We start from the raw sequence: 18,441 nt of genomic DNA, 5'->3' as shown, positions 1-18,441 counted from the left end.
ACCCACAGGCTCGATCGCGCTTCAGTAACTTTCTATAGAGAAGTTTCAAAGTATGGACAGTACAACTGATCAACCGCTGGTCAAGTCATTCGTTTTTGACCACTGGCTATTGCAAAGCGATGGAACGCTGATGCGAGATGGACAAGGCGTTCATGTTCCCCCCAAAGAGCTGCACGTGCTGCGCCTGTTGTTGATGTCGGCGGGCACGGTGGTCAGCAAGGATTTTTTGCTGGACCGGGTCTGGCCCCGGATGGATGCAGCGGAGGAGTCGTTGACCCGTTGTATCTACGCATTGCGCAAGTTGTTCAAGGAGAACAAGGGCTACATTGCGACGGTTTACGGCCAGGGTTATCGGTTCACCGGTTCCGTGGTCGAGCTCGATGTACCGGATGAGGCGAGGGCGGTGGCGCCTTCGCTGGCGGTTTTGCCGTTTCGCAATCTGGATGAGATCGCGGCGCTGGATCTGCAGGATCTGATGATCCGCCAACTGACCACGGCGTTCGGTGAGGCATTGCATGTCATTCCCTCGGGGCTGATCGCGGCCTGCGGGACTTTGGACGACGTGCGGTCGATGGCCGGGCGGTTGTCGGCGGATTATTGCTTGAACGGTCGTTTTATCGGTGCGGGCGGGTTGCAGCACTGGTCGCTCGAGTTGATTCGTGGACGCGACCAGGCCTTGCTGCACGGTGAGACGCTGGATGCCTGGGATCCGGGAGAGGCACTGGGTGCGTTGACATGCCTGGTTGCCCAGCGCGTACCAGGGCTGCGTCCTGTCGGTGAGCGCTGCGGGTCCTATCCGGTGGCGGTGGCGTATCTCAATGGATTGTGCAGCGTGCAACAGCACACGGTGCAAAGCCTGCGCGATGCCCAGGTGCTGTTCAGGCAGTGTTTGAAACTCGACGCCGGGTACGCGCCGCCCTGGTGTGGTCTGGCGGATGTGTGGCTGGGGCAGGCGATGATGGGCCTGGGTGACCCGGAGCGCGCGATCGAAGAGGCGCATTCGGCGGTTTCCAGTGCGTTGGCGCTGGACCCCGGCAGCATCTCGGCGTTGACACGCCTGGCGTTGCTCACCAGTTTGCGCGGTTGCGAGCAGGCGGCCCAAGTGTTGTTCCGGCGTTGCCTGTTGTCGGCCGATCAGGCGGACGTGTTGTATTTTCATGCCTGGCATCACTGGTTCTGGCAACGCAACGAGCAGGCGCTGCAAATGCTTGACCAGTGTCTGGCGCATGATCCGGGGTGTGTCCGGGCGCAGATCTTGCGGGTGCGCATTCATGAACAGCCGGTGTGGCTCCGCGAGAGACGCCTGGCATGACGCGGCGCAGCAAACCGTGGTTATGCCTGCCGGTGTGTCTCGGCCTGGGGTTTGGCATGGCCCAGGCGCACGCCTGGTGCTGGAGCAAGGCGGGACAATTGCACGCCATCGAACCCGAACTGCTTCAAGCGATTGCCGAGGTCGAGTCGGGCCTGCGCTCGGATGCCATCCACCACAACCGCGATGGCACCCGCGATATCGGGCTGATGCAGATCAACAGCATCCATCTCTCACGGCTCAATGCCCAGGGCATTACCGAACAACGCCTGCTGGACGATCCTTGCCTGTCGGTGGAGGTCGGGGCGTCGGTGCTGGCCGGATTCATCACCCGTTATGGCTATAACTGGACGGCGGTCGGTGCCTACAACGCTGGCAATTCTCCCCATCGCCAGGCCGCGCGGCTGCGCTATGCGCGCAAGGTCTGGCAGCGCTATCAAGTGTTTACCCAGGCCCGACGATGACCGCGCCATGACCAGGCCGGCGCAGGATTCTGATCCTTTGCCGCACGCTATCGGCAGAATCCGATCAGGAAGCCGGCGGCCGGCCTTTCTACCATGTCCGCTCATTTGACTGCCCTGGAGCCTGGACGGTGACAGTCCTGACAGCCCCCACGCCACAGCCCTGTGTCCTGCGGATACTCAATGGTCCCTTGCAGGGCTGCGAGTTCCCCCTGGGCGAAGGCACGACCCTGTTCATCGTCGGGGCGATGGATGGGCTCGCAGACGGTTCACATTCAGCCAGCGTGCCGGTGGATGCCGTCTTCGTGCCCCTGGAGGACGGCGGGTGCAATTTCGAGGTGCTGGCCGATCAGGTCACGCCGGACGGTTTGCCATTGCGGCTGCTCGGCGATCCTGTGCAAGTCCGGCAGTGTGCCTTCCAGGCCAGGGTGCGGATCGGCGGCCTGCACATCGCCTTGCGTCCTGAAGACCAGCCTTGGGCGCCGGAGTTGCTCGATTCGCCACTCGACGCCCGGGCTGATGTTGGCGCGCTGCCGGGTGGGCGCCGACGGTGGCTGCACGGGATTGGCGGCGCTCTGGCGCTGACGGTAGCGGTCGTCGCGATCAGCCTCTGGTCGATGCCGACGCCTGCGCCTGAAGCCGATGTGCGTGCGCTGATGGCGGGCGCCAGTGCGCAGGTCCAGGTGCTGCGCGGGCGTGATCAGGGCGTTTATGTCTTTGTGGCGTCCGAGCGCGATGCCGGCTGGAGCCGTCAGGTGCTGACGCGCCACGCCACCTTGAGCGGGCACGTGCGGGTAATGGACCAGGAGCGGCGCCGGCTGGAGCAGGTGCTGGTGGACCATGATCCGCAACTGGCCTGGCACTTCCTCGATCTCAGGGACCCGTCGGTGCCGCGGCTGCTGCTCAGCGCGCAACGCAATCTGCTCACGCCGGACCAGCAGGCCAGGCTGCTCGAGGCCTTGCTCGCGGCGGCGCCGTATGCCCGCGACGTCGTGCTGCAAGTGCAGGATGACGCGTTGCTCGCCGATCTGGCCCAGGGTGGTTTGCAACGTCTTTCGCTGGCCTTCAGGCGAGTCGAGCATGGGAACAGTGTCACGTTTGCCGTCGCGGGCGATCTGCAGGATGCGGAACTGGCTGCCGCCCGCCAGTACGTCGACGATTTTTACCGGCAGTGGGGTGGCCGCTACGTGCATTTCACTGTCGAGCTCCGGGACGACGGGCTCAAGGGCAAGTCGTTCCAAACCGGCCCGCAGGGCTACGTCAAGACGAGCGCTTCGTCCTGGCATTTCTCCAACATGCAGAGTGAATAACGAATGCCTGGTATCCCGATCATGTTTCCCTTATTCCCCGATGACTTTCTCGGCGAGCAAGCCGTTGCCTTCGAGCTTGGCGCCCAAGGCCTGAAGGAAGCCTTGGATCAAGCACTGGTGGACCTCAAGGCGGATGCCTCGGACCCCGGAAAACTGGCGGCCTACCAGACCGCGTTTTCCTCCTACACCGTGTTCCGCAACGCCCAGACCAACACGATCAAGGGCTTCAAGGATATCGACATGGCGATCATCCAGGCGGCTCGCTGACCCGTTCTCTTTCAGTTGGCCATCGCTCATGACGATGGCCTTTTTCATGAGTGCATCGTATGTCCATCCAAGCTGTTTCCCCGTCGGTCAGTGCGCGCTCGGCCTTGATTGAGTTGCGCGGCCCGCAGGAAGGTCCGGTCGTGTCACTGGAATCGCGAATGATCGAATTGTTTGCCGGTTCCGCCGTCAACAGCGAGCAAGAGGTCTCGGCGATCAATCAGTTGATGCAACGGCCGGACGTCACTCACCCCGAAGTGCTGGCCCACCTGCAGGAGTTGACCGGGCAATACAACGTGGAGATCAATCTGCTCAACGTGCTGGTACGCAAAGGGGTGAGCACGGCAGAAACCTTGTTGCGTGCGTCATGAAGCCTGGCCTGTGGGGACTGCTGTTGTGCCTGGCGCTGGCGGGTTGCCGCCAGCCGAACCTGTTGGAAGGGCTGGATCAGCAGCAGGCCAATGAAGTGCTTTCGGTGCTGCAGCGCAACAATATCGCCGCGGTGAAAGTCGACGCCGGCAAGAGCGGCTATGCGGTGAAAATCGATCAGGTGGATTTGCCCGCCGCCGTCGATCTGCTCAACCTGTATTCATTGCCTTCACGGCCACGCCTGCAAGTGGCCGAAATGTTTCCCGCCGATTCCCTGGTGGCCTCGCCCCGCGCGGAAAAGGCCCGGCTGTATTCGGCGTTGGAGCAGCGCATCGAACAGTCGCTGGGTGTGCTCGAAGGTGTGGTGTCAGCACGGGTCCACGTCAGTTACGACCTCGATGCGGGCGAAGGTGGGCGCAAGCCGTCGCCTATCCACCTTTCAGCGGTGGTGTTGCATGAGCGCGACGTCGAACCGCAGTTGCTGATCACCGACATCAAGCGCTTTCTCAAGAACAGCTTTGCCGCGGTGGCGTACGAGAACGTTTCGGTGGTGCTGTCCAAACGCTCCGCAACCCAGCATGTGGCGCCGTCGGTGGCCACGACACGGCGGCATTCGCCGTGGCCGTGGTGGTTGGCGGCAATCAGTGCGGTGCTGGTGGCCGGCGGTGGCGCTTGGTTGTATCGCCAGTCAAATGCAAGGCCGCGTGATGTCGGACCTTGAGTGTCTGGAACACATCCTCGCCGAGCCTCTGGCCTACCTCCACCCCCAGCGCCTGGTCGTGCCGGCGGGATTCGAGGGCGACGAGGCCCGCGATCTGCTCAACCGGATCGTGCTCGAGGGGCTGGGACTGCAAGGGCCGTGGCCTTCGCTGCCGTTGACCGGCGTGGCGAAGCAATGGGTTCGTCATTGGCGACAATTGCCCTACATCGCCTCGCTGATGGGCGCCTGTCGCTTGCGCGCCGAGCTGGCGCGGGGCGCGGCGTTGCTGGGGCTGCCAGGCTCGGTTCGCCGGTTCGCCAGTTTCAACTTGGGGGTTCGGGAACGCCTGAAGATCGAATGTCCGCCGGCTTCGCTGGAGCAGGTACAAGCGGCCGGCCTCAACGCATTATGGGGCTGGCACGGGGACGTCCCGTCCCCGCTGCTCGAACGCCTGGACTTGCAGTTCTGCGAGGCGGTGGTTCACCTGCACCGGCAATGGCCTGTCACGAAACCTGATCCAACCCTGTTCTTTTTGGCGGTGCAGCATGCTCGACTCCATCCGAACCCTGACTGACGTGCCCGTTGGCGAAGACGTGCACCTGGCTCGCGAAGACATCGCCGCCGCCCGCCGCCGTCATGCCTTGCAGCTCGAGGCCCAGCGCCGGGCACGGGCCTGTGTCGAACAGGCCCACCGCGAGGCCGAGGCGGTGCAGGCCCAGGCGTTCCAGCAAGGCTACGCCGAAGGCATCCTGCGGGCGAGCGGGCATCTGGCCGATGCGTTGTTGAAGACGCAAACCCTGGGACAGCAATTGCGCAACGCCCTGGCCCAGGCCAGCCGGGAGCTGCTTGCGCAAGCCTTGAGCCGCCCCGAGTGGCTGGATGAAATGCTGGCTCGGTGGCTGGCCGGGCAACCGGGCGACTCGGGTGCGGTCCTGCATCTGTTGTTGCCACTGCATTGTCGTGGGCGCGGCCATGCGTTGCGCGAAAGCGTAAGCAGGCAATGGGTCGGCGAGCTGATTCTGGAATATCACCCGCAAGATCGTTATGTGCTGCGGCTTGGCGATCAACTATTGGAATTCGATGTCGAGGCGACCCGGGAACGGCTGGAGCCCCGGTTGTTGGCAAGCCTGGCCAACCTGCCCGAGACCGTGCGCTCCCTGGATCAGGCATCGAGACAGGCGCTTGCAGACTGGTGTGCAGGCTTCATCGAATCCGCGTCCACCGGTGTTGCCGAGGTTAGCCATGAAGATTGAACCCATGACGGTTTCCAGCCTGTTGGATCGCGACGGGAATTCATCGGTCCAGACGCTGGAGTCGCGGTTGCTGGCTGCCGGCGAACAGGCACCGGACAGCAAGCGTCCGGATCCTGAATTCGAGCACCTTTATCAATTGCTGTTGGCCATGGAAGGGCAGGGCGAGAAGGCGATCCATGAGTTTTTACGCACGTTACGCGGGCCGGATGGCACGACGGCGGCATACCCCACGGCCCAGGCGTTGCTGGCGATCACGCTGCAGGTTTTGGTTCGATTGAAGGATGAGGGGCTGGAAAAGTCGCCGCTCTATAAAGAAATCAGCGGTGCCAATGGCCTGGCGTTCGCGATGGATCTGTTCACCAAAAGCTTTATGCGCGATGTGTTCCAGCCGATGGGGGATGAGGCGTGGGAGAAGACTGAGTGGTGATGCAGGGCCGTGCCCTGCCGGCCAACGGAACACGACACGAACCGGAAGCGAGCATGGTTTTTTGTGGCGAGGGGCTTGCTCCCTCGCCACGGTCAGCCTGTATGCCAGGCCAGGCCGATGCGCTTTGGGCCTCAGGGATTTTTTGGAACAGCGGTGCGTGCGTTGACGTAGGTCGTGCCGGGACGGACAACGAACACCACCATCGCGACCACGGTATTGACCATATGGTCGACCATTTCCTTTGGAATGGGCAGTTCCGAAAAGAATCGGGATGCGGCGATGACGGTGGCCGTGATGATCTGGCCTATGGAGGTGCGTATCGCATTGGTGGACAGGAATTGATCGGCCACCTGCTCGGCGGTGGGTATTCGTCCCGACATCGGCTTGACACGAAAACCTTCTTCGGAAGGGTTTTCCTGCAGGGCGTGCATCACTTGGCCCAGGATCACTTGGCCGAGGACATCGGCAGCGCCGTTGTAGCCCCCCCGCGCTACATCGTCTTTCAGTATCGGGGCCAGGGATTCGACAATTTGCGCGGCGCGGGCCTCAATCGGCAGATTTGCATCGAAAGGGATATTGGCCTGTTGTTCCGCCCAGGCCGAAAGTTGAAAGGCAAAGCTTTCCGGTTCTGAGGCCGGGGGCGTGCTGCCTTGCGCCATGACGTAACCGGGCCCGGAGTGCGGCGCGGTGTAGTTCATGCCGGTGAAGGACAGGAATTGGAACATGCCGTTCAGCGCGCCTGCTGCGGCCGTGCCGCCGGGGTTGGGTTTTGCATTGTCGCCCGTGGGAAAGAACAGGCCCACCAGGTCCTGGGCAAACGTGTAGAACGCCATTTGCGAGCTGAAGGATGCCAAGGCCGGCAGCGCGGTTGGCACGATTATGGCGGCTGTCAGGGCCAAGGCCGAGACCGCGAGGGTGATGGAGCGAGCCATGCGTGTTTCGGCGTTCGCGGTGCCATTGCACTCGTCCCTGATGGCGCCGAGGATGTTCAGCAAGGGGCCGATGCTCTGGGCAACGACGCCGATCACACTGCGGGTCAGTGGCGAAGCCGCATTGGATTGGAGGGTTTTCTCCAGGGCGAAGCCGACCAGTTGCCTGATCACTGTGAGGGTGCCGGTGACCAGGCCGGTGCGCAGGCCGGATATGGTCAGGTTGGCGGCCCAGCGCCCGAGATCGCCTTCGAATTCGTTGTTGAGCAGTTTGCCCAGTTGTTCGCCGAGGTATTTCAGGATGATTTGGCCGCGCTGTATGAACGAGTCCGAACCTGACGAGTGATTTGAGTTTTCGAAAAGCGCCAGATCAATGACCAGACAGGAATCGGCGATGGACGCTGAGTCCTCGGCCTCGCCGCTCATCTGCATTGCGATGCCGTCGACGAACTGCTGAGTGGCGTTGTCGGCGCTATTCAATTGCTCGGTAATGATTGCATTGAGCGCATCCTCGACGCTCATCAGCCCGAGCGTCGCGTCTTGTGCTGAAAGCGGGCTTCTCTGCTCGGCAGGGATGCCTTCGCAGAGCATTTCTATAAGGGTGTCGGTGTCGGTTGAGTGCCTTTCGATATCGATGACGGTGTCCGGTTTCTGAGCGCGAACGGAGTCGTTTGGCGTGTATTGAGCTACGGAGGCGCCTGAATGTAAGGCAATCATTTTTTGATCCTGCGTGACGAAAGGGCTATTGGGTTGCTGCCGTTGCAGCTGCATCGCTCTTTTGCAGGCTTTTGGCGCTTGCAACTATCAAATAACGCTCCGAGGCAAAGGGGCGCGGCGCGTCGGCGCAAAGATGACGCCCGGAATAAGCGGTTCTCGCCGCTGACGCTCCTGCTCGGTATAATCGCGTCACTTTTTATTCCCCAGAGTCAAACCCACCCATGTACACCCTGGCCCGTCAGCTACTGTTCAAACTTTCCCCGGAAACCTCCCACGATCTGTCCCTGGACCTGATCGGCGCGGGCGGACGTTTGGGCCTCAACGGTTTGCTGTGCAAGGCGCCGGCGAAATTGCCGGTGACGGTCATGGGCCTGGCGTTTCCCAACCCGGTCGGGTTGGCGGCGGGCCTGGACAAGAATGGCGCGGCCATCGACGGCTTCGCCCAGTTGGGTTTCGGTTTCGTCGAAATCGGCACCGTGACCCCACGACCACAGCCGGGCAACCCCAAGCCACGGATCTTCCGCCTGCCGCAAGCCGAGGCGATCATCAATCGCATGGGGTTCAACAACCTGGGTGTCGACCATCTGCTGGCTCGCGTCGCAGCGGCCAAGTACCAAGGCGTGCTGGGCATCAACATCGGCAAGAACTTCGACACGCCGGTGGAGCGCGCCGTCGACGATTACCTGATCTGCCTGGACAAGGTCTACGCCCACGCCAGCTATGTCACCGTCAACGTCAGCTCGCCGAACACCCCTGGGCTGCGCAGCCTGCAATTCGGCGATTCCCTCAAGCAATTGCTGGCCGACCTGGCCCGGCGTCGCGCGGAACTGGCGTTGACCCACGGCCGGCATGTGCCACTGGCGATCAAGATCGCCCCGGACATGACCGACGAGGAGACCACCCAGGTGGCCCAGGCCCTGATCGAGACGGGCATGGACGCGGTGATCGCCACCAACACGACCCTGGGGCGCGAAGGTGTCGAGGGGCTGGAACACGGTGACGAGGCGGGTGGTTTGTCTGGTGCGCCGGTGCGTGACAAGAGCACCCACACCGTGAAGGTGCTGGCCGCTGAATTGGCGGGGCGCTTGCCGATCATCGCGGCGGGCGGGATTACCGAAGGCAAGCATGCCGCCGAGAAGATCACCGCCGGGGCGAGCCTGGTGCAGATCTATTCGGGGTTCATCTATAAAGGGCCGGCGCTGATCCGTGAGTCGGTGGATGCCATTGCGGCGTTGGGTTGACTTAAGGCTGGGTGGACCCTTGTGGCGAGGGAGCTTGCTCCCGTTGGACTGCGCAGCAGTCCTGAAACCGGCTGATGCCATTTGCCTGGCTCACCGTGCAATGGCTTTTTGGGGCTGCTGCGCAGCCCAGCGGGAGCAAGCTCCCTCGCCACAAAGGTGTTCGCAGCTCAGGCAATGACATAAAAGCCCAGGCATTAAAAAGGGCTCCTCGAAGGAGCCCCCTGGGCCGTAGCCCGCCGTCCGGATGGGACGCGCGTGGTTAAATCGATATGGGTGTCAAATTGTCGAGTTCTTGAGTATTAAGCCCTGTGTCAGCCGACGGCGTGAAGTTCGTTGAGTCTGTGGATACCCGCAGTGCCGGTCATACCGTCCCAGTTGTCGCCGCGTCCTTCTCGCCAGCCATTGATCCAGGCTTGACGTACCGACGGTAGAGTAAAGGGGCAAAGCTCACGGGATTTACCACCAACACCATATTGGTAACCACGTAAAAATGCTCTTTCCAACGGATCACGCTTAAGTCTTCTCATAGGGTGTTTCCCTCACTTGTTGACTGTTACTTAGCGTCGACCTCTATCGAGGCCGGGGCAGAATCATTCTGCCGTTGGTGGCTCGTTGCCGGCGTGACGAGCCGAGGTTGTTGACGCCGTTGCGACGTCAACCTGTGTTGAGTTCTAACCAAAGCGTCACAGGGATGGAATGATCGTTTTGTCATAAGCACGTAACAATAAAGATGTTAGGGCGATAAGTAACTTCATGTTCGTTGACCGCTTTTGAGCAAGACCCCTGTATGATCGGCCTTGCGCCAAAGGGGACTGGTTTTCCTTGAATGAGAATGTCCTCCCGTTGCACTCGGGTACTATTCGACGAAAGGGTCGAGTTTTCACAATTTGTTGCACAGAATTTTTTACCTGCCTTCGCATCAAAGCTCTTTTAACCTGAGCGGCGAGGGCGGCACGGCACACATTCGTGCCACGCGGGTGCTCTTGAGAAAAGCACCTGACTGAACCCGGCCGGGCAACGCGTTGCCCGGCCCACTTAGCCAAAGGCTCTGGAAACCCCATGTCCGATCGTTTCGAACTCTTCCTCACCTGCCCCAAGGGCCTCGAAGGCTTGTTGATCGAGGAAGCCGTCGGGCTTGGCCTTGAAGAGGCGCGCGAGCACACCTCGGCCGTGCGCGGCATGGCCGACATGGAAACGGCCTATCGCCTGTGCCTGTGGTCGCGCCTGGCCAACCGCGTGTTGCTGGTGCTCAAGCGTTTCCCGATGAAGGACGCCGAAGACCTGTACCACGGTGTTCTTGATGTCGACTGGCAAGACCATATGCTGGCCGACGGCACCCTGGCGGTGGAGTTCAGCGGCCATGGTTCGGGCATCGACAACACTCACTTCGGCGCCTTGAAGGTCAAGGACGCCATCGTCGACAAGCTGCGCACCCCGACGGGCGAGCGGCCGTCCATCGACAAGCTCAACCCGGACCTGCGCATCCACCTGCGCCTGGACCGCGGCGAAGCGATCCTCTCCCTCGACCTTTCCGGCCACAGCCTGCACCAGCGCGGTTATCGCCTGCAGCAAGGCGCCGCGCCGCTGAAGGAAAACCTCGCCGCCGCGATCCTGATCCGCGCCGGTTGGCCGCGCATTGCCGCTGAAGGCGGCGCATTGGCCGACCCGATGTGCGGTGTCGGCACGTTCCTGGTGGAAGCGGGCATGATCGCCGCCGACATGGCGCCGAACCTTCGTCGCCAGCAGTGGGGCTTCACCGCCTGGCTCGGCCATGTGCCGGCGTTGTGGAAGAAACTCCACGAAGAAGCCACCGCCCGCGCCGCCGCCGGCCTGGCCAAGCCGCCGTTGTGGATACGCGGTTACGAAGCCGACCCACGGCTGATCCAGCCGGGCCGCAACAACGTCGAGCGTGCGGGCCTGAGCGAGTGGATCAAGATCTACCAGGGCGAAGTCGCCACCTTCGAACCGCGTCCAGACCAGAACCAGAAAGGCCTGGTGATTTGCAACCCGCCGTACGGCGAACGCCTGGGCGATGAAGCCAGCCTGCTCTACCTCTACCAGAACCTCGGCGAGCGTCTGCGCCAGGCCTGCCTGAACTGGGAGGCGGCGGTGTTCACCGGTGCGCCGGACCTGGGCAAGCGCATGGGCATTCGCAGCCACAAGCAGTATTCGTTCTGGAACGGCGCCTTGCCGTGCAAGCTGCTGCTGATCAAGGTCCTGCCGGATCAGTTCGTCACCGGCGAGCGTCGCACCCCGGAGCAACGCCAGGCCGAGCGCGAACAGGCCGCCTACGATCAGGCCCCTGAAGTACCGCAAGAGCGCCAGTACAACAAGAACGGCAACCCGATCAAACCGGCTCCGGCACCGGCCCCTGTGGTCGAGCAGGCGCGGTTGAGCGAAGGCGGGCAGATGTTCGCCAATCGCCTGCAAAAGAACCTCAAGTTGCTGAGTAAATGGGCCAAGCGCGAAGGTGTGGACTGCTACCGGGTCTACGATGCCGACATGCCGGAATATTCCATGGCTATCGACCTGTACCACGACTGGGTTCACGTCCAGGAGTACGTCGCGCCCAAGTCCATCGACCCGGAAAAGGCCTCGGCCCGCTTGTTCGACGCCCTGGCGGCCATTCCCCAGGCACTGAACGTCGACAAGAACCGTGTGGTGATCAAGCGCCGCGAGCGTCAGAGCGGTACCAAGCAGTACGAGCGCCAGAGCGCCCAGGGCAAGTTCACCGAGGTCAACGAAGGCGGCGTGAAGCTGCTGGTCAACCTCACCGACTACCTGGACACCGGGCTGTTTCTGGATCATCGGCCGATGCGCCTGCGGATCCAGAAAGAAGCAGCCGGCAAGCGCTTCCTCAACCTGTTCTGCTACACCGCGACCGCCAGCGTCCACGCTGCCAAGGGCGGTGCTCGGAGCACCACCAGTGTCGACCTGTCGAAAACCTACCTGGACTGGGCGCGGCGCAACCTGTCGCTCAATGGTTTTTCCGACAAGAACCGCCTGGAGCAGGGCGACGTGATGGCTTGGTTGGAAGCCAGTCGTGACGAGTACGACCTGATCTTCATCGACCCACCGACCTTCTCCAACTCCAAGCGCATGGAAGGCGTGTTCGATGTGCAGCGCGACCACGTCCAGTTGCTGGACCTGGCCATGGCGCGCCTGGCCCCGGGCGGCGTGCTGTATTTCTCCAACAACTTCCGCAAGTTCCAACTCGAGGACAATCTCGGCGAGCGCTACGCGGTGGAAGAGATCACCGCCAAGACCATTGATCCGGATTTTGCCCGCAACGGCAAGATCCACCGTGCCTGGAAGATCATGGCCCGTTGATCGAAGCCTGATTGAATCCATGAAGCCTTGTGATTCAAGGCTTCCAGCCGCATTTTAGGACTGGTCAAAGTGATGGCTAATAGCTATAACTTAGGCTGTGTCCAGGGCTGTGCCTGTGCCTGGCTCCATTCTGAGTTGTGTTTATGGCATTGCATCAGGTGCGCCCCAGGATCCTGGGCTTTATCAGCGAAGATGTATCGGCATGGCTAGTGGCTTTGCTGGTGCTGCTGGCTGGCACTTTCCTGACCGGCTTGCTGAGCTGGGCGATGACGAACCTGTTCAATCAGCAACTGCGTCAGCGCTTCGAGTTGCAAGCCGAGGAACGCTTCAGCCGCGTCGAAGAACGCTTTCAGGACGAGGAACAACGTCTCGATGGTTTGCGGCGGTTCTTTGCCAATTCGGTAGAGGTTTCCAACGCGGAATTTCACGGCTACGTCGAACCGCTGTTGCGGCGTACCCTGGCCTTCGCCTGGGCGCCCCGGGTCTCTCGGGACCTGCGACAGTCCTTCGAACAAGAGACGCGAGGCCAGGGAGACGACACCTTTGCCATCCGCGAGGCCGACGATAGCGGCGGCCTGCGGCGTGCCGCCGAGCGGGACGAGTACGTGCCGGTGCTGTACCTCCAGTGCCAGCCGCTCTCGATGTCGCCCCTGGGGTTCGATCTGCTTTCCCATCCATTGCGTCGGGCCGCGCTTGAGCGAGCGCGTTTGCTTGGCACGGTGGTGGTCTCGCAGCCGTTGGACCTGATGGGGGGCGGACCGGACTTCGCCCGAGGCGTGTTGCTGGTGGCGCCGGTCACCCGAGCGTCGGCCAAGGAACCGTACGGTTACGTGGTGGCGGGTATCAATATGCGTCAGTTGGTGGGCGATGGCTTGCCGACCGCAGGTCATGACAATCTTTCGATGCGTGTTCTGGATCAGTCCACGGACGATCGGGGGGAAGTGCTGTTCGACTCCCTCGACGCGCCGGGTGACAGTGGTTTGTCGGCGACCCGCCTGTTACGCCTGGCCGATCGCGACTACCGGGTGGAGTTGCGGCCCAGCCGGGTGTTCCTGTCGAGCAATCACTCTTCGGTCACCGGCACGGTGGTACTCGGCGGCTTGCTCAGCCTGCTGCTCAGCGCCTTGCTCTATGTGCTGGTCAGCCAGCGGCAGCGGGCCTTGAAACTGGTCGAGCAACGTACCCGTGAACTGCGCGCCCGGGAGCAGGAGCTGCGGGGGACTCATGGCCAATTGCGCGGTGTGCTGGATGCCGCGACCCAGGTCGCGATCATCGCCACTGACCTGCGCGGAGTCATCACCACCTTCAACGTCGGCGCCGAACAGATGCTCGGCTACCCGAGTTGCGAGGTGCTGCAAAGCATGACCCTGGAGAGCTTGCATGTGCCGCGGGAACTCCAGGCCCGGGCCGCCCAACTCGGCGCGCGTTTTGGCAAACCGATTCCCACCTGCCATGCGATGCTGCTCGAGGGCGGTGAACAGGGTGGGCAACAGGCGCGGGAATGGACCCTGGTACGCCGCGATGGCAGCCACCTGACCGTGAACATGCTCGCCACACCCATGCTCGATGAGCAGGGGCTGTGGGTCGGGCACCTGGCAATCTGCATCGACGTCACCGAACGCAAGCGCGTCCACGAAGCGCTGGCGGCCCGTGACCTGTTGTTGAAAAAGCTCAGTGCTCATGTGCCCGGAGGGATCTACCAGTTCAAGATGGACTTCAATGGTCGCTTCAGCGTGATCTATGCCAGCGACGGCATCCGCGACATCTATGAGTTGGAACCCGATGTACTGGTGCAGAACGCCGAGGCGATTTTCTCGCGTATTCACCCTTTGGACAGTACGCGCGTCCGCGCTTCGATCGGTGCTTCGGCCCACACCTTGAGCCCGTGGCGTGAGGAGTACCGGGTGCAATTGCCTTCGCGCGGCCTGCGTTGGGTGCGTGGCGAGGCCACGCCCGAGGAGCTGCCTGGCGGGGGCGTGTTGTGGCACGGCTATATCTCGGATATTTCCGACCTCAAGCGCGTGGAAGAAGAACTGCGGGCGTTGTCCGTGACCGACGCCCTGACCGGCATTCGCAATCGCCGCTATTTCCAGGAGCGCTTGACCTCGGAGATGGCCCGGGTCGAGCGCGGTTCCGGTGGGTTGGCGGTCATCATGCTCGACATCGATCACTTCAAGCGCATCAATGACCAATACGGCCATGCGGTGGGCGACCGGGTATTGCAGGCGGTCTGCCAGCGCATCGCCCAACGGTTGCGCCGCACCGATGTGTTCTGCCGGTTGGGTGGGGAAGAGTTCGTGGTGCTGTGCCCGGACACTGACAGCGATAGCGCCTATACCTTGGCCCTGGAACTGTGGGAAGGCTTGCGGGCTGCGCCCATCGAGGATGTGGGGGTGGTCACCGCCAGTTTCGGCATCGCCACCTGGCGCGCCGGGGAGGGCGCCGATGCGTTGCTGCTCAGGGCCGACTCGGGTGTGTACGCGGCCAAGCAGGCCGGGCGGGATCGGGTCGAGACGCAGCTGGGTTAGCTATTTTGGCTGGGTCCATGGGGCCAAAGTGGGCACAAGATTTCTGTACGACACAATTCCCCGTGGGAGCGAGCTTGCTCGCGATAGCGCCAGACCAGTCACATCCCGATCAACTGGCCGACCGAATCGCGAGCAAGCTCGCTCCCACATTGGGTTGTGCGCTGGGTCAGAGCACCGAAGCCGTCTGCGGCAGTTTCGGCTGGCGGTACAGGTCCAGCAGCACCTGGTCCAGCACCGACGAAGCGCCCCATGGCTTCGGATCGTTGAGGATCGCTACCACCGCCCACGTGTTGCCATTGATGTCGCGGCTGAAGCCGGCGATGGCGCGGACGGTATTCAGGGTTCCGGTCTTGACGTGGGCCTCGCCCGCCATGGCAGTGGTCTTCAGGCGTTTGCGCATGGTGCCATCGGTGCCGGCAATCGGCATCGAACTGATGAACTCCGCCGAATACGGGCTGCGCCAGGCGGCTTGCAGCATCGCCGCCATTTCCCGGGCGCTGACCCGTTCGGCGCGGGACAGGCCGGAGCCGTTCTCCATCACCAGGTGTGGCGCGGTGATGCCTTTCTTGGCCAGCCACTGGCGCACCACCCGTTGCGCCGCCTTGGCGTCATCACCATCGGCTTCGTTACGGAACTGCGCGCCGAGGCTCAGGAACAGTTGCTGGGCCATGGTGTTGTTACTGTATTTGTTGATGTCGCGGATGATCTCCGCCAGGTCCGGGGAGAACGCCCGGGCCAGCAACTTGGCGTTGCTCGGGGTCGCGGCCAGGCGGTCCTTGCCCTGGATGCTGCCGCCCAGTTCCTTCCAGATCGCCCGCACCGCGCCCGCGGTGTAGGTGGCATGGTCCAGCAGCGACAGGTAGGTCTGGGAGCTGCAACCGTCACCGAGCTGGCCGCCGACAGTCACCGTCACGCTGCCGTCCGCCTGTGGCACCGGGTTGTAGCGCACGCCGCCGGCGCATTGCTTGGAATTGACCGCCTTGACCTGGTTTTCGATGCGAATGCTGGCAATCGGCGGTTCCACCGACACCAGCACCCGGCCGCCGTCATTGCGGGCGACGAAGCGCAGGGCCTTGAGGTTGACCAGCAGCGAGTCGGGCTTGACCAGGAACGGCTTGTTTTCGTCGTTGCCGTCGTCGTTGAACTCGGGCAGTTGCGGCTGGATGAAGAAACTGCGGTCCAGGACCAGGTCGCCAGTGATCTGCTGCACGCCGTTGGCCCGCAGGTCGCGCATCAGCAGCCAGAGTTTTTCCATGTTCAGCTTGGGATCGCCGCCGCCCTTGAGGTACAGGTTGCCGTTGAGAATCCCGCCGCTGAGGGTGCCGTCGGTGTAGAACTCGGTTTTCCACTGATGATTGGGGCCGAGCATTTCCAGGGCCGCGTAGGTGGTCACCAGTTTCATGGTGGACGCGGGGTTGACCGAAACGTCGGCGTTGTACAGGGTCGGCGTGCCGGGGCCATTGAGCGGCACCATCACCAGGGACAGGGCGTCATCCTGCAGTTTGCTGGCCTTGAGGGCCTTTTGCACATTGGGCGACAGGGCAGTGTTGATCGTGGCGGCGTGGGCGGTGACAGGGAGGGCCAGGGGAAGAAGAAGGCTGGCCAGAAGCAGTGGACGCAAAGATTTGATCATTTGAAATAGAACCCTGCGGGCGAGGGGGGGAAAAAACGAGGACATGAAAATGAACGTCCTCAACGGTCATGAAAGTGTCGGCATTATGCCCCAAGCCGCGACGGCTTGGGCCGTGCCCGAGCCCTTCGGCTGCTATTTTTTACCGACGGTAGGTCGATACGCCCGATCAATCGGGCAATCGACGCATCAAACTGGTAAAGTGCCGGCCGTTATTACTTATGAGGATTGTTCCAATGGCGACTAACCGTTCCCAGCGTCTGCGCAAAAAACTGTGCGTGGATGAATTTCAAGAGCTGGGTTTCGAACTGAACCTGGATTTCAAAGAAGATCTGGCCGATAAGGCTATTGACGCTTTCCTCGACGCGTTCCTGAAAGAAGCCATGGAAGCCAACGGCCTGGGCTACGTCGGCGGCGACGACTACGGTCTGGTTTGCCTGCAGAAGCGTGGCTCGGTCACCGAAGCGCAGCGCGCTGCCGTTGAAGCCTGGCTCAAGGCCCGTCCTGAGCTGACCAGCGTGGAAGTCAGCCCGCTGATGGACGTCTGGTACCCGGAAAAGCCGATCAATCCGGTCGCTTGATGGTTCGATGATGTTCCGAAACCGGCTGCCCGTCTGGGGGCCGGTTTTTTTGTGCCTGTCTGTTGGGTATTGAGTGACCTTCAGGCCGCTATCGCGAGCAAGCTCGCTCCCACAAGGGGCGCATGAACACCCCAAATCCCCTGTGGGAGCGAGCTTGCTCGCGATGCTTCTAAGCGCTGCGCCAGTTCAGAATCACCAGGGTCAACACCCCCGCCACAATCCCCCAGAACGCCGAACCGATGGAGAACAGCGTCATCCCCGACGCCGTGACCATGAAGGTGATCAGCGCCGCTTCTCGTTCCTTCACTTCGCTCATGGCGATGCTCAAGCCATTGATGATCGAGCCGAACAGTGCCAAGGCCGCGATGGACAGCACCAGTTCCTTGGGCAGTGCCGCGAACAACGCGGCCAGCGTCGCGCCGAACACCCCGGCAATCCCGTAGAAAATCCCGCACCAGAGCGCCGCGGTGTAGCGCTTGTTGCGATCTTCGTGAGCGTGGGGGCCGGTGCAGATGGCCGCGCTGATGGCGGCCAGGTTGATGCCGTGGGAGCCGAACGGCGCCAGCAGCAGCGAGGCAATGCCGGTGCTGGTGATCAGTGGCGAGGCCGGTACGTTGTAGCCGTCGGCCCGCAGTACGGCGATGCCGGGCATGTTCTGCGAAGTCATCGCCACCACGAACAACGGAATGCCGATGCTGATGGTGGCCGCCAGGGAAAAGTGCGGTGTGGTCCACACCGGCGTCGCGACTTCCAGGGCGAAGCCGCTGAAGTCCAGCAGCCCCAGCAGCCCGGACAGTACCGTGCCGATCAGCAGCGCCGCCAACACCGCGTAGCGAGGGGACAGGCGCTTGACGATCAGGTAAGTGAAAAACATCCCCAGCACCAGGCCGGTGCGATGCTGGGTGGCGACGAAGATCTCGCTGCCGATCTTGAACAGGATGCCCGCCAGCAACGCCGCCGCCAGCGAGGCCGGAATGCGCTTGACCAGGCGCTCGAAACTGCCGGTCAGGCCGCAGATCGTCACCAGGACCGCGCAGGTCATATAGGCACCGATGGCCTCGCCATAACTCACGCCGCCCAGGCTGGTGATCAGCAGCGCCGCGCCGGGTGTCGACCAGGCGATGGTGATCGGCGTGCGATAACGCAGCGACAGCCCGATGGAGCACACGGCCATGCCAATGGAAATCGCCCAGATCCACGAGGAAATCTGCCCGCTGGTCAGGCCGGCCGCCTGCCCGGCCTGGAACATCAGCACCAGGGAACTGGTGTAGCCGGTCATCATCGCGATGAACCCGGCGACGATGGCCGAAGGCGAGGTATCGGCTAATGGGCGAAGTGGCGTGGTCGTGACTTCGGTCATGGTGGGTGATGTTCCTTGTTATAAATTGGCAG

Annotated in this window: 18 protein-coding genes; 14 read left to right on the top strand and 4 right to left on the bottom strand. The window is 62.2% G+C overall.

Going from position 1 to position 18,441, the window contains the following annotated elements; all coding sequences use genetic code 11:
• Positions 1-52 precede the first annotated feature (52 nt).
• The 9 genes from BLO80_RS04350 (at position 53) to BLO80_RS04310 (ending at position 6,093) form a co-directional block, all read left to right on the top strand.
• Positions 53-1,312: a winged helix-turn-helix domain-containing protein gene (locus tag BLO80_RS04350; protein ID WP_092326993.1), complete on the top strand. Its 1,260-nt coding sequence runs from the start codon at positions 53-55 to the stop codon at positions 1,310-1,312.
• Entirely contained in the window at positions 1,309-1,773 is a 465-nt protein-coding gene (locus BLO80_RS04345; RefSeq protein ID WP_175459446.1) for a transglycosylase SLT domain-containing protein, read from the top strand. The genes BLO80_RS04350 and BLO80_RS04345 overlap by 4 nt, the downstream gene beginning before the upstream one ends.
• A gap of 128 nt (positions 1,774-1,901) precedes the next feature.
• The gene (locus tag BLO80_RS04340; protein WP_092326991.1) at positions 1,902-3,080 is read left to right on the top strand and encodes a PrgH/EprH family type III secretion apparatus protein; all 1,179 of its coding nucleotides are present in this window, start codon (positions 1,902-1,904) and stop codon (positions 3,078-3,080) included.
• Positions 3,081-3,101: 21 nt separating this feature from the next.
• The gene (gene sctF / locus BLO80_RS04335) at positions 3,102-3,347 is read left to right on the top strand and encodes a type III secretion system needle filament subunit SctF (protein WP_371914564.1); all 246 of its coding nucleotides are present in this window, start codon (positions 3,102-3,104) and stop codon (positions 3,345-3,347) included.
• A gap of 59 nt (positions 3,348-3,406) precedes the next feature.
• Positions 3,407-3,715, top strand: a complete 309-nt coding sequence (gene sctI / locus BLO80_RS04330; RefSeq protein WP_060738462.1) for a type III secretion system inner rod subunit SctI — start codon at positions 3,407-3,409, stop codon at positions 3,713-3,715.
• Positions 3,712-4,434 carry an EscJ/YscJ/HrcJ family type III secretion inner membrane ring protein gene (locus tag BLO80_RS04325; RefSeq protein ID WP_092326988.1) on the top strand — a complete coding sequence of 241 codons (723 nt, stop codon included), beginning with the start codon at positions 3,712-3,714 and terminating at the stop codon, positions 4,432-4,434. Before sctI ends, BLO80_RS04325 begins: the two co-directional genes overlap by 4 nt.
• Positions 4,421-4,987 (top strand): secretion system protein, encoded by a 567-nt coding sequence (locus BLO80_RS04320; protein ID WP_092326986.1) that lies wholly within the window; start codon positions 4,421-4,423, stop codon positions 4,985-4,987. Before BLO80_RS04325 ends, BLO80_RS04320 begins: the two co-directional genes overlap by 14 nt.
• A complete protein-coding gene (locus BLO80_RS04315) occupies positions 4,959-5,666 on the top strand; it encodes an oxygen-regulated invasion protein OrgB (RefSeq protein ID WP_092326985.1) in 708 nt (235 codons plus the stop codon). Before BLO80_RS04320 ends, BLO80_RS04315 begins: the two co-directional genes overlap by 29 nt.
• Positions 5,656-6,093 (top strand): hypothetical protein, encoded by a 438-nt coding sequence (locus tag BLO80_RS04310; protein WP_256574110.1) that lies wholly within the window; start codon positions 5,656-5,658, stop codon positions 6,091-6,093. The genes BLO80_RS04315 and BLO80_RS04310 overlap by 11 nt, the downstream gene beginning before the upstream one ends.
• A 131-nt stretch (positions 6,094-6,224) precedes the next feature.
• On the opposite strand, the gene BLO80_RS04305 is transcribed toward BLO80_RS04310, so the two are convergent.
• Entirely contained in the window at positions 6,225-7,739 is a 1,515-nt protein-coding gene (locus BLO80_RS04305; RefSeq protein WP_256574109.1) for a hypothetical protein, read from the bottom strand.
• Between the two features lie 221 nt (positions 7,740-7,960).
• On the opposite strand from BLO80_RS04305, the gene BLO80_RS04300 reads away from it, so the two are divergent.
• On the top strand, positions 7,961-8,980 hold the full coding sequence (locus BLO80_RS04300; RefSeq protein WP_092197458.1) for a quinone-dependent dihydroorotate dehydrogenase: 1,020 nt from the start codon (positions 7,961-7,963) through the stop codon (positions 8,978-8,980).
• A 311-nt stretch (positions 8,981-9,291) separates the two neighbouring features.
• Here BLO80_RS04300 and rmf read toward each other — a convergent pair whose 3' ends face one another.
• Positions 9,292-9,507 carry a ribosome modulation factor gene (rmf, locus tag BLO80_RS04295; protein WP_003223300.1) on the bottom strand — a complete coding sequence of 72 codons (216 nt, stop codon included), beginning with the start codon at positions 9,505-9,507 and terminating at the stop codon, positions 9,292-9,294.
• 532 nt (positions 9,508-10,039) lie between these two features.
• On the opposite strand from rmf, the gene rlmKL reads away from it, so the two are divergent.
• Both rlmKL and BLO80_RS04285 read left to right on the top strand, forming a co-directional pair.
• Entirely contained in the window at positions 10,040-12,310 is a 2,271-nt protein-coding gene (gene rlmKL / locus BLO80_RS04290; protein WP_092197456.1) for a bifunctional 23S rRNA (guanine(2069)-N(7))-methyltransferase RlmK/23S rRNA (guanine(2445)-N(2))-methyltransferase RlmL, read from the top strand.
• A 143-nt stretch (positions 12,311-12,453) separates the two neighbouring features.
• A complete protein-coding gene (locus BLO80_RS04285) occupies positions 12,454-14,838 on the top strand; it encodes a sensor domain-containing diguanylate cyclase (protein ID WP_092326980.1) in 2,385 nt (794 codons plus the stop codon).
• A 166-nt stretch (positions 14,839-15,004) separates the two neighbouring features.
• Here BLO80_RS04285 and dacB read toward each other — a convergent pair whose 3' ends face one another.
• The gene (gene dacB, locus BLO80_RS04280) at positions 15,005-16,471 is read right to left on the bottom strand and encodes a D-alanyl-D-alanine carboxypeptidase/D-alanyl-D-alanine endopeptidase (RefSeq protein WP_092326979.1); all 1,467 of its coding nucleotides are present in this window, start codon (positions 16,469-16,471) and stop codon (positions 15,005-15,007) included.
• A 49-nt stretch (positions 16,472-16,520) separates the two neighbouring features.
• Between dacB and BLO80_RS28840 the strand changes: the two genes are divergently transcribed.
• Both BLO80_RS28840 and BLO80_RS04275 read left to right on the top strand, forming a co-directional pair.
• Positions 16,521-16,715, top strand: coding sequence for a hypothetical protein (locus tag BLO80_RS28840; RefSeq protein WP_139196908.1), 195 nt, complete (start codon positions 16,521-16,523; stop codon positions 16,713-16,715).
• Entirely contained in the window at positions 16,705-17,049 is a 345-nt protein-coding gene (locus BLO80_RS04275; protein WP_092326977.1) for a YggL family protein, read from the top strand. Before BLO80_RS28840 ends, BLO80_RS04275 begins: the two co-directional genes overlap by 11 nt.
• A gap of 169 nt (positions 17,050-17,218) precedes the next feature.
• Here the strand turns inward: BLO80_RS04275 and BLO80_RS04270 are convergent, their stop codons facing one another.
• Positions 17,219-18,409, bottom strand: a complete 1,191-nt coding sequence (locus BLO80_RS04270; protein WP_092326976.1) for a benzoate/H(+) symporter BenE family transporter — start codon at positions 18,407-18,409, stop codon at positions 17,219-17,221.
• Positions 18,410-18,441 lie beyond the last annotated feature (32 nt).

Origin of the sequence: Pseudomonas sp. NFACC56-3, assembly GCF_900100025.1 — a bacterium.
Lineage (GTDB): Bacteria > Pseudomonadota > Gammaproteobacteria > Pseudomonadales > Pseudomonadaceae > Aquipseudomonas > Aquipseudomonas fluorescens_AA.
The sequence above is the reverse complement of the archived record's forward strand: the minus strand, read 5'-3'. Positions and strand labels throughout refer to the sequence as shown.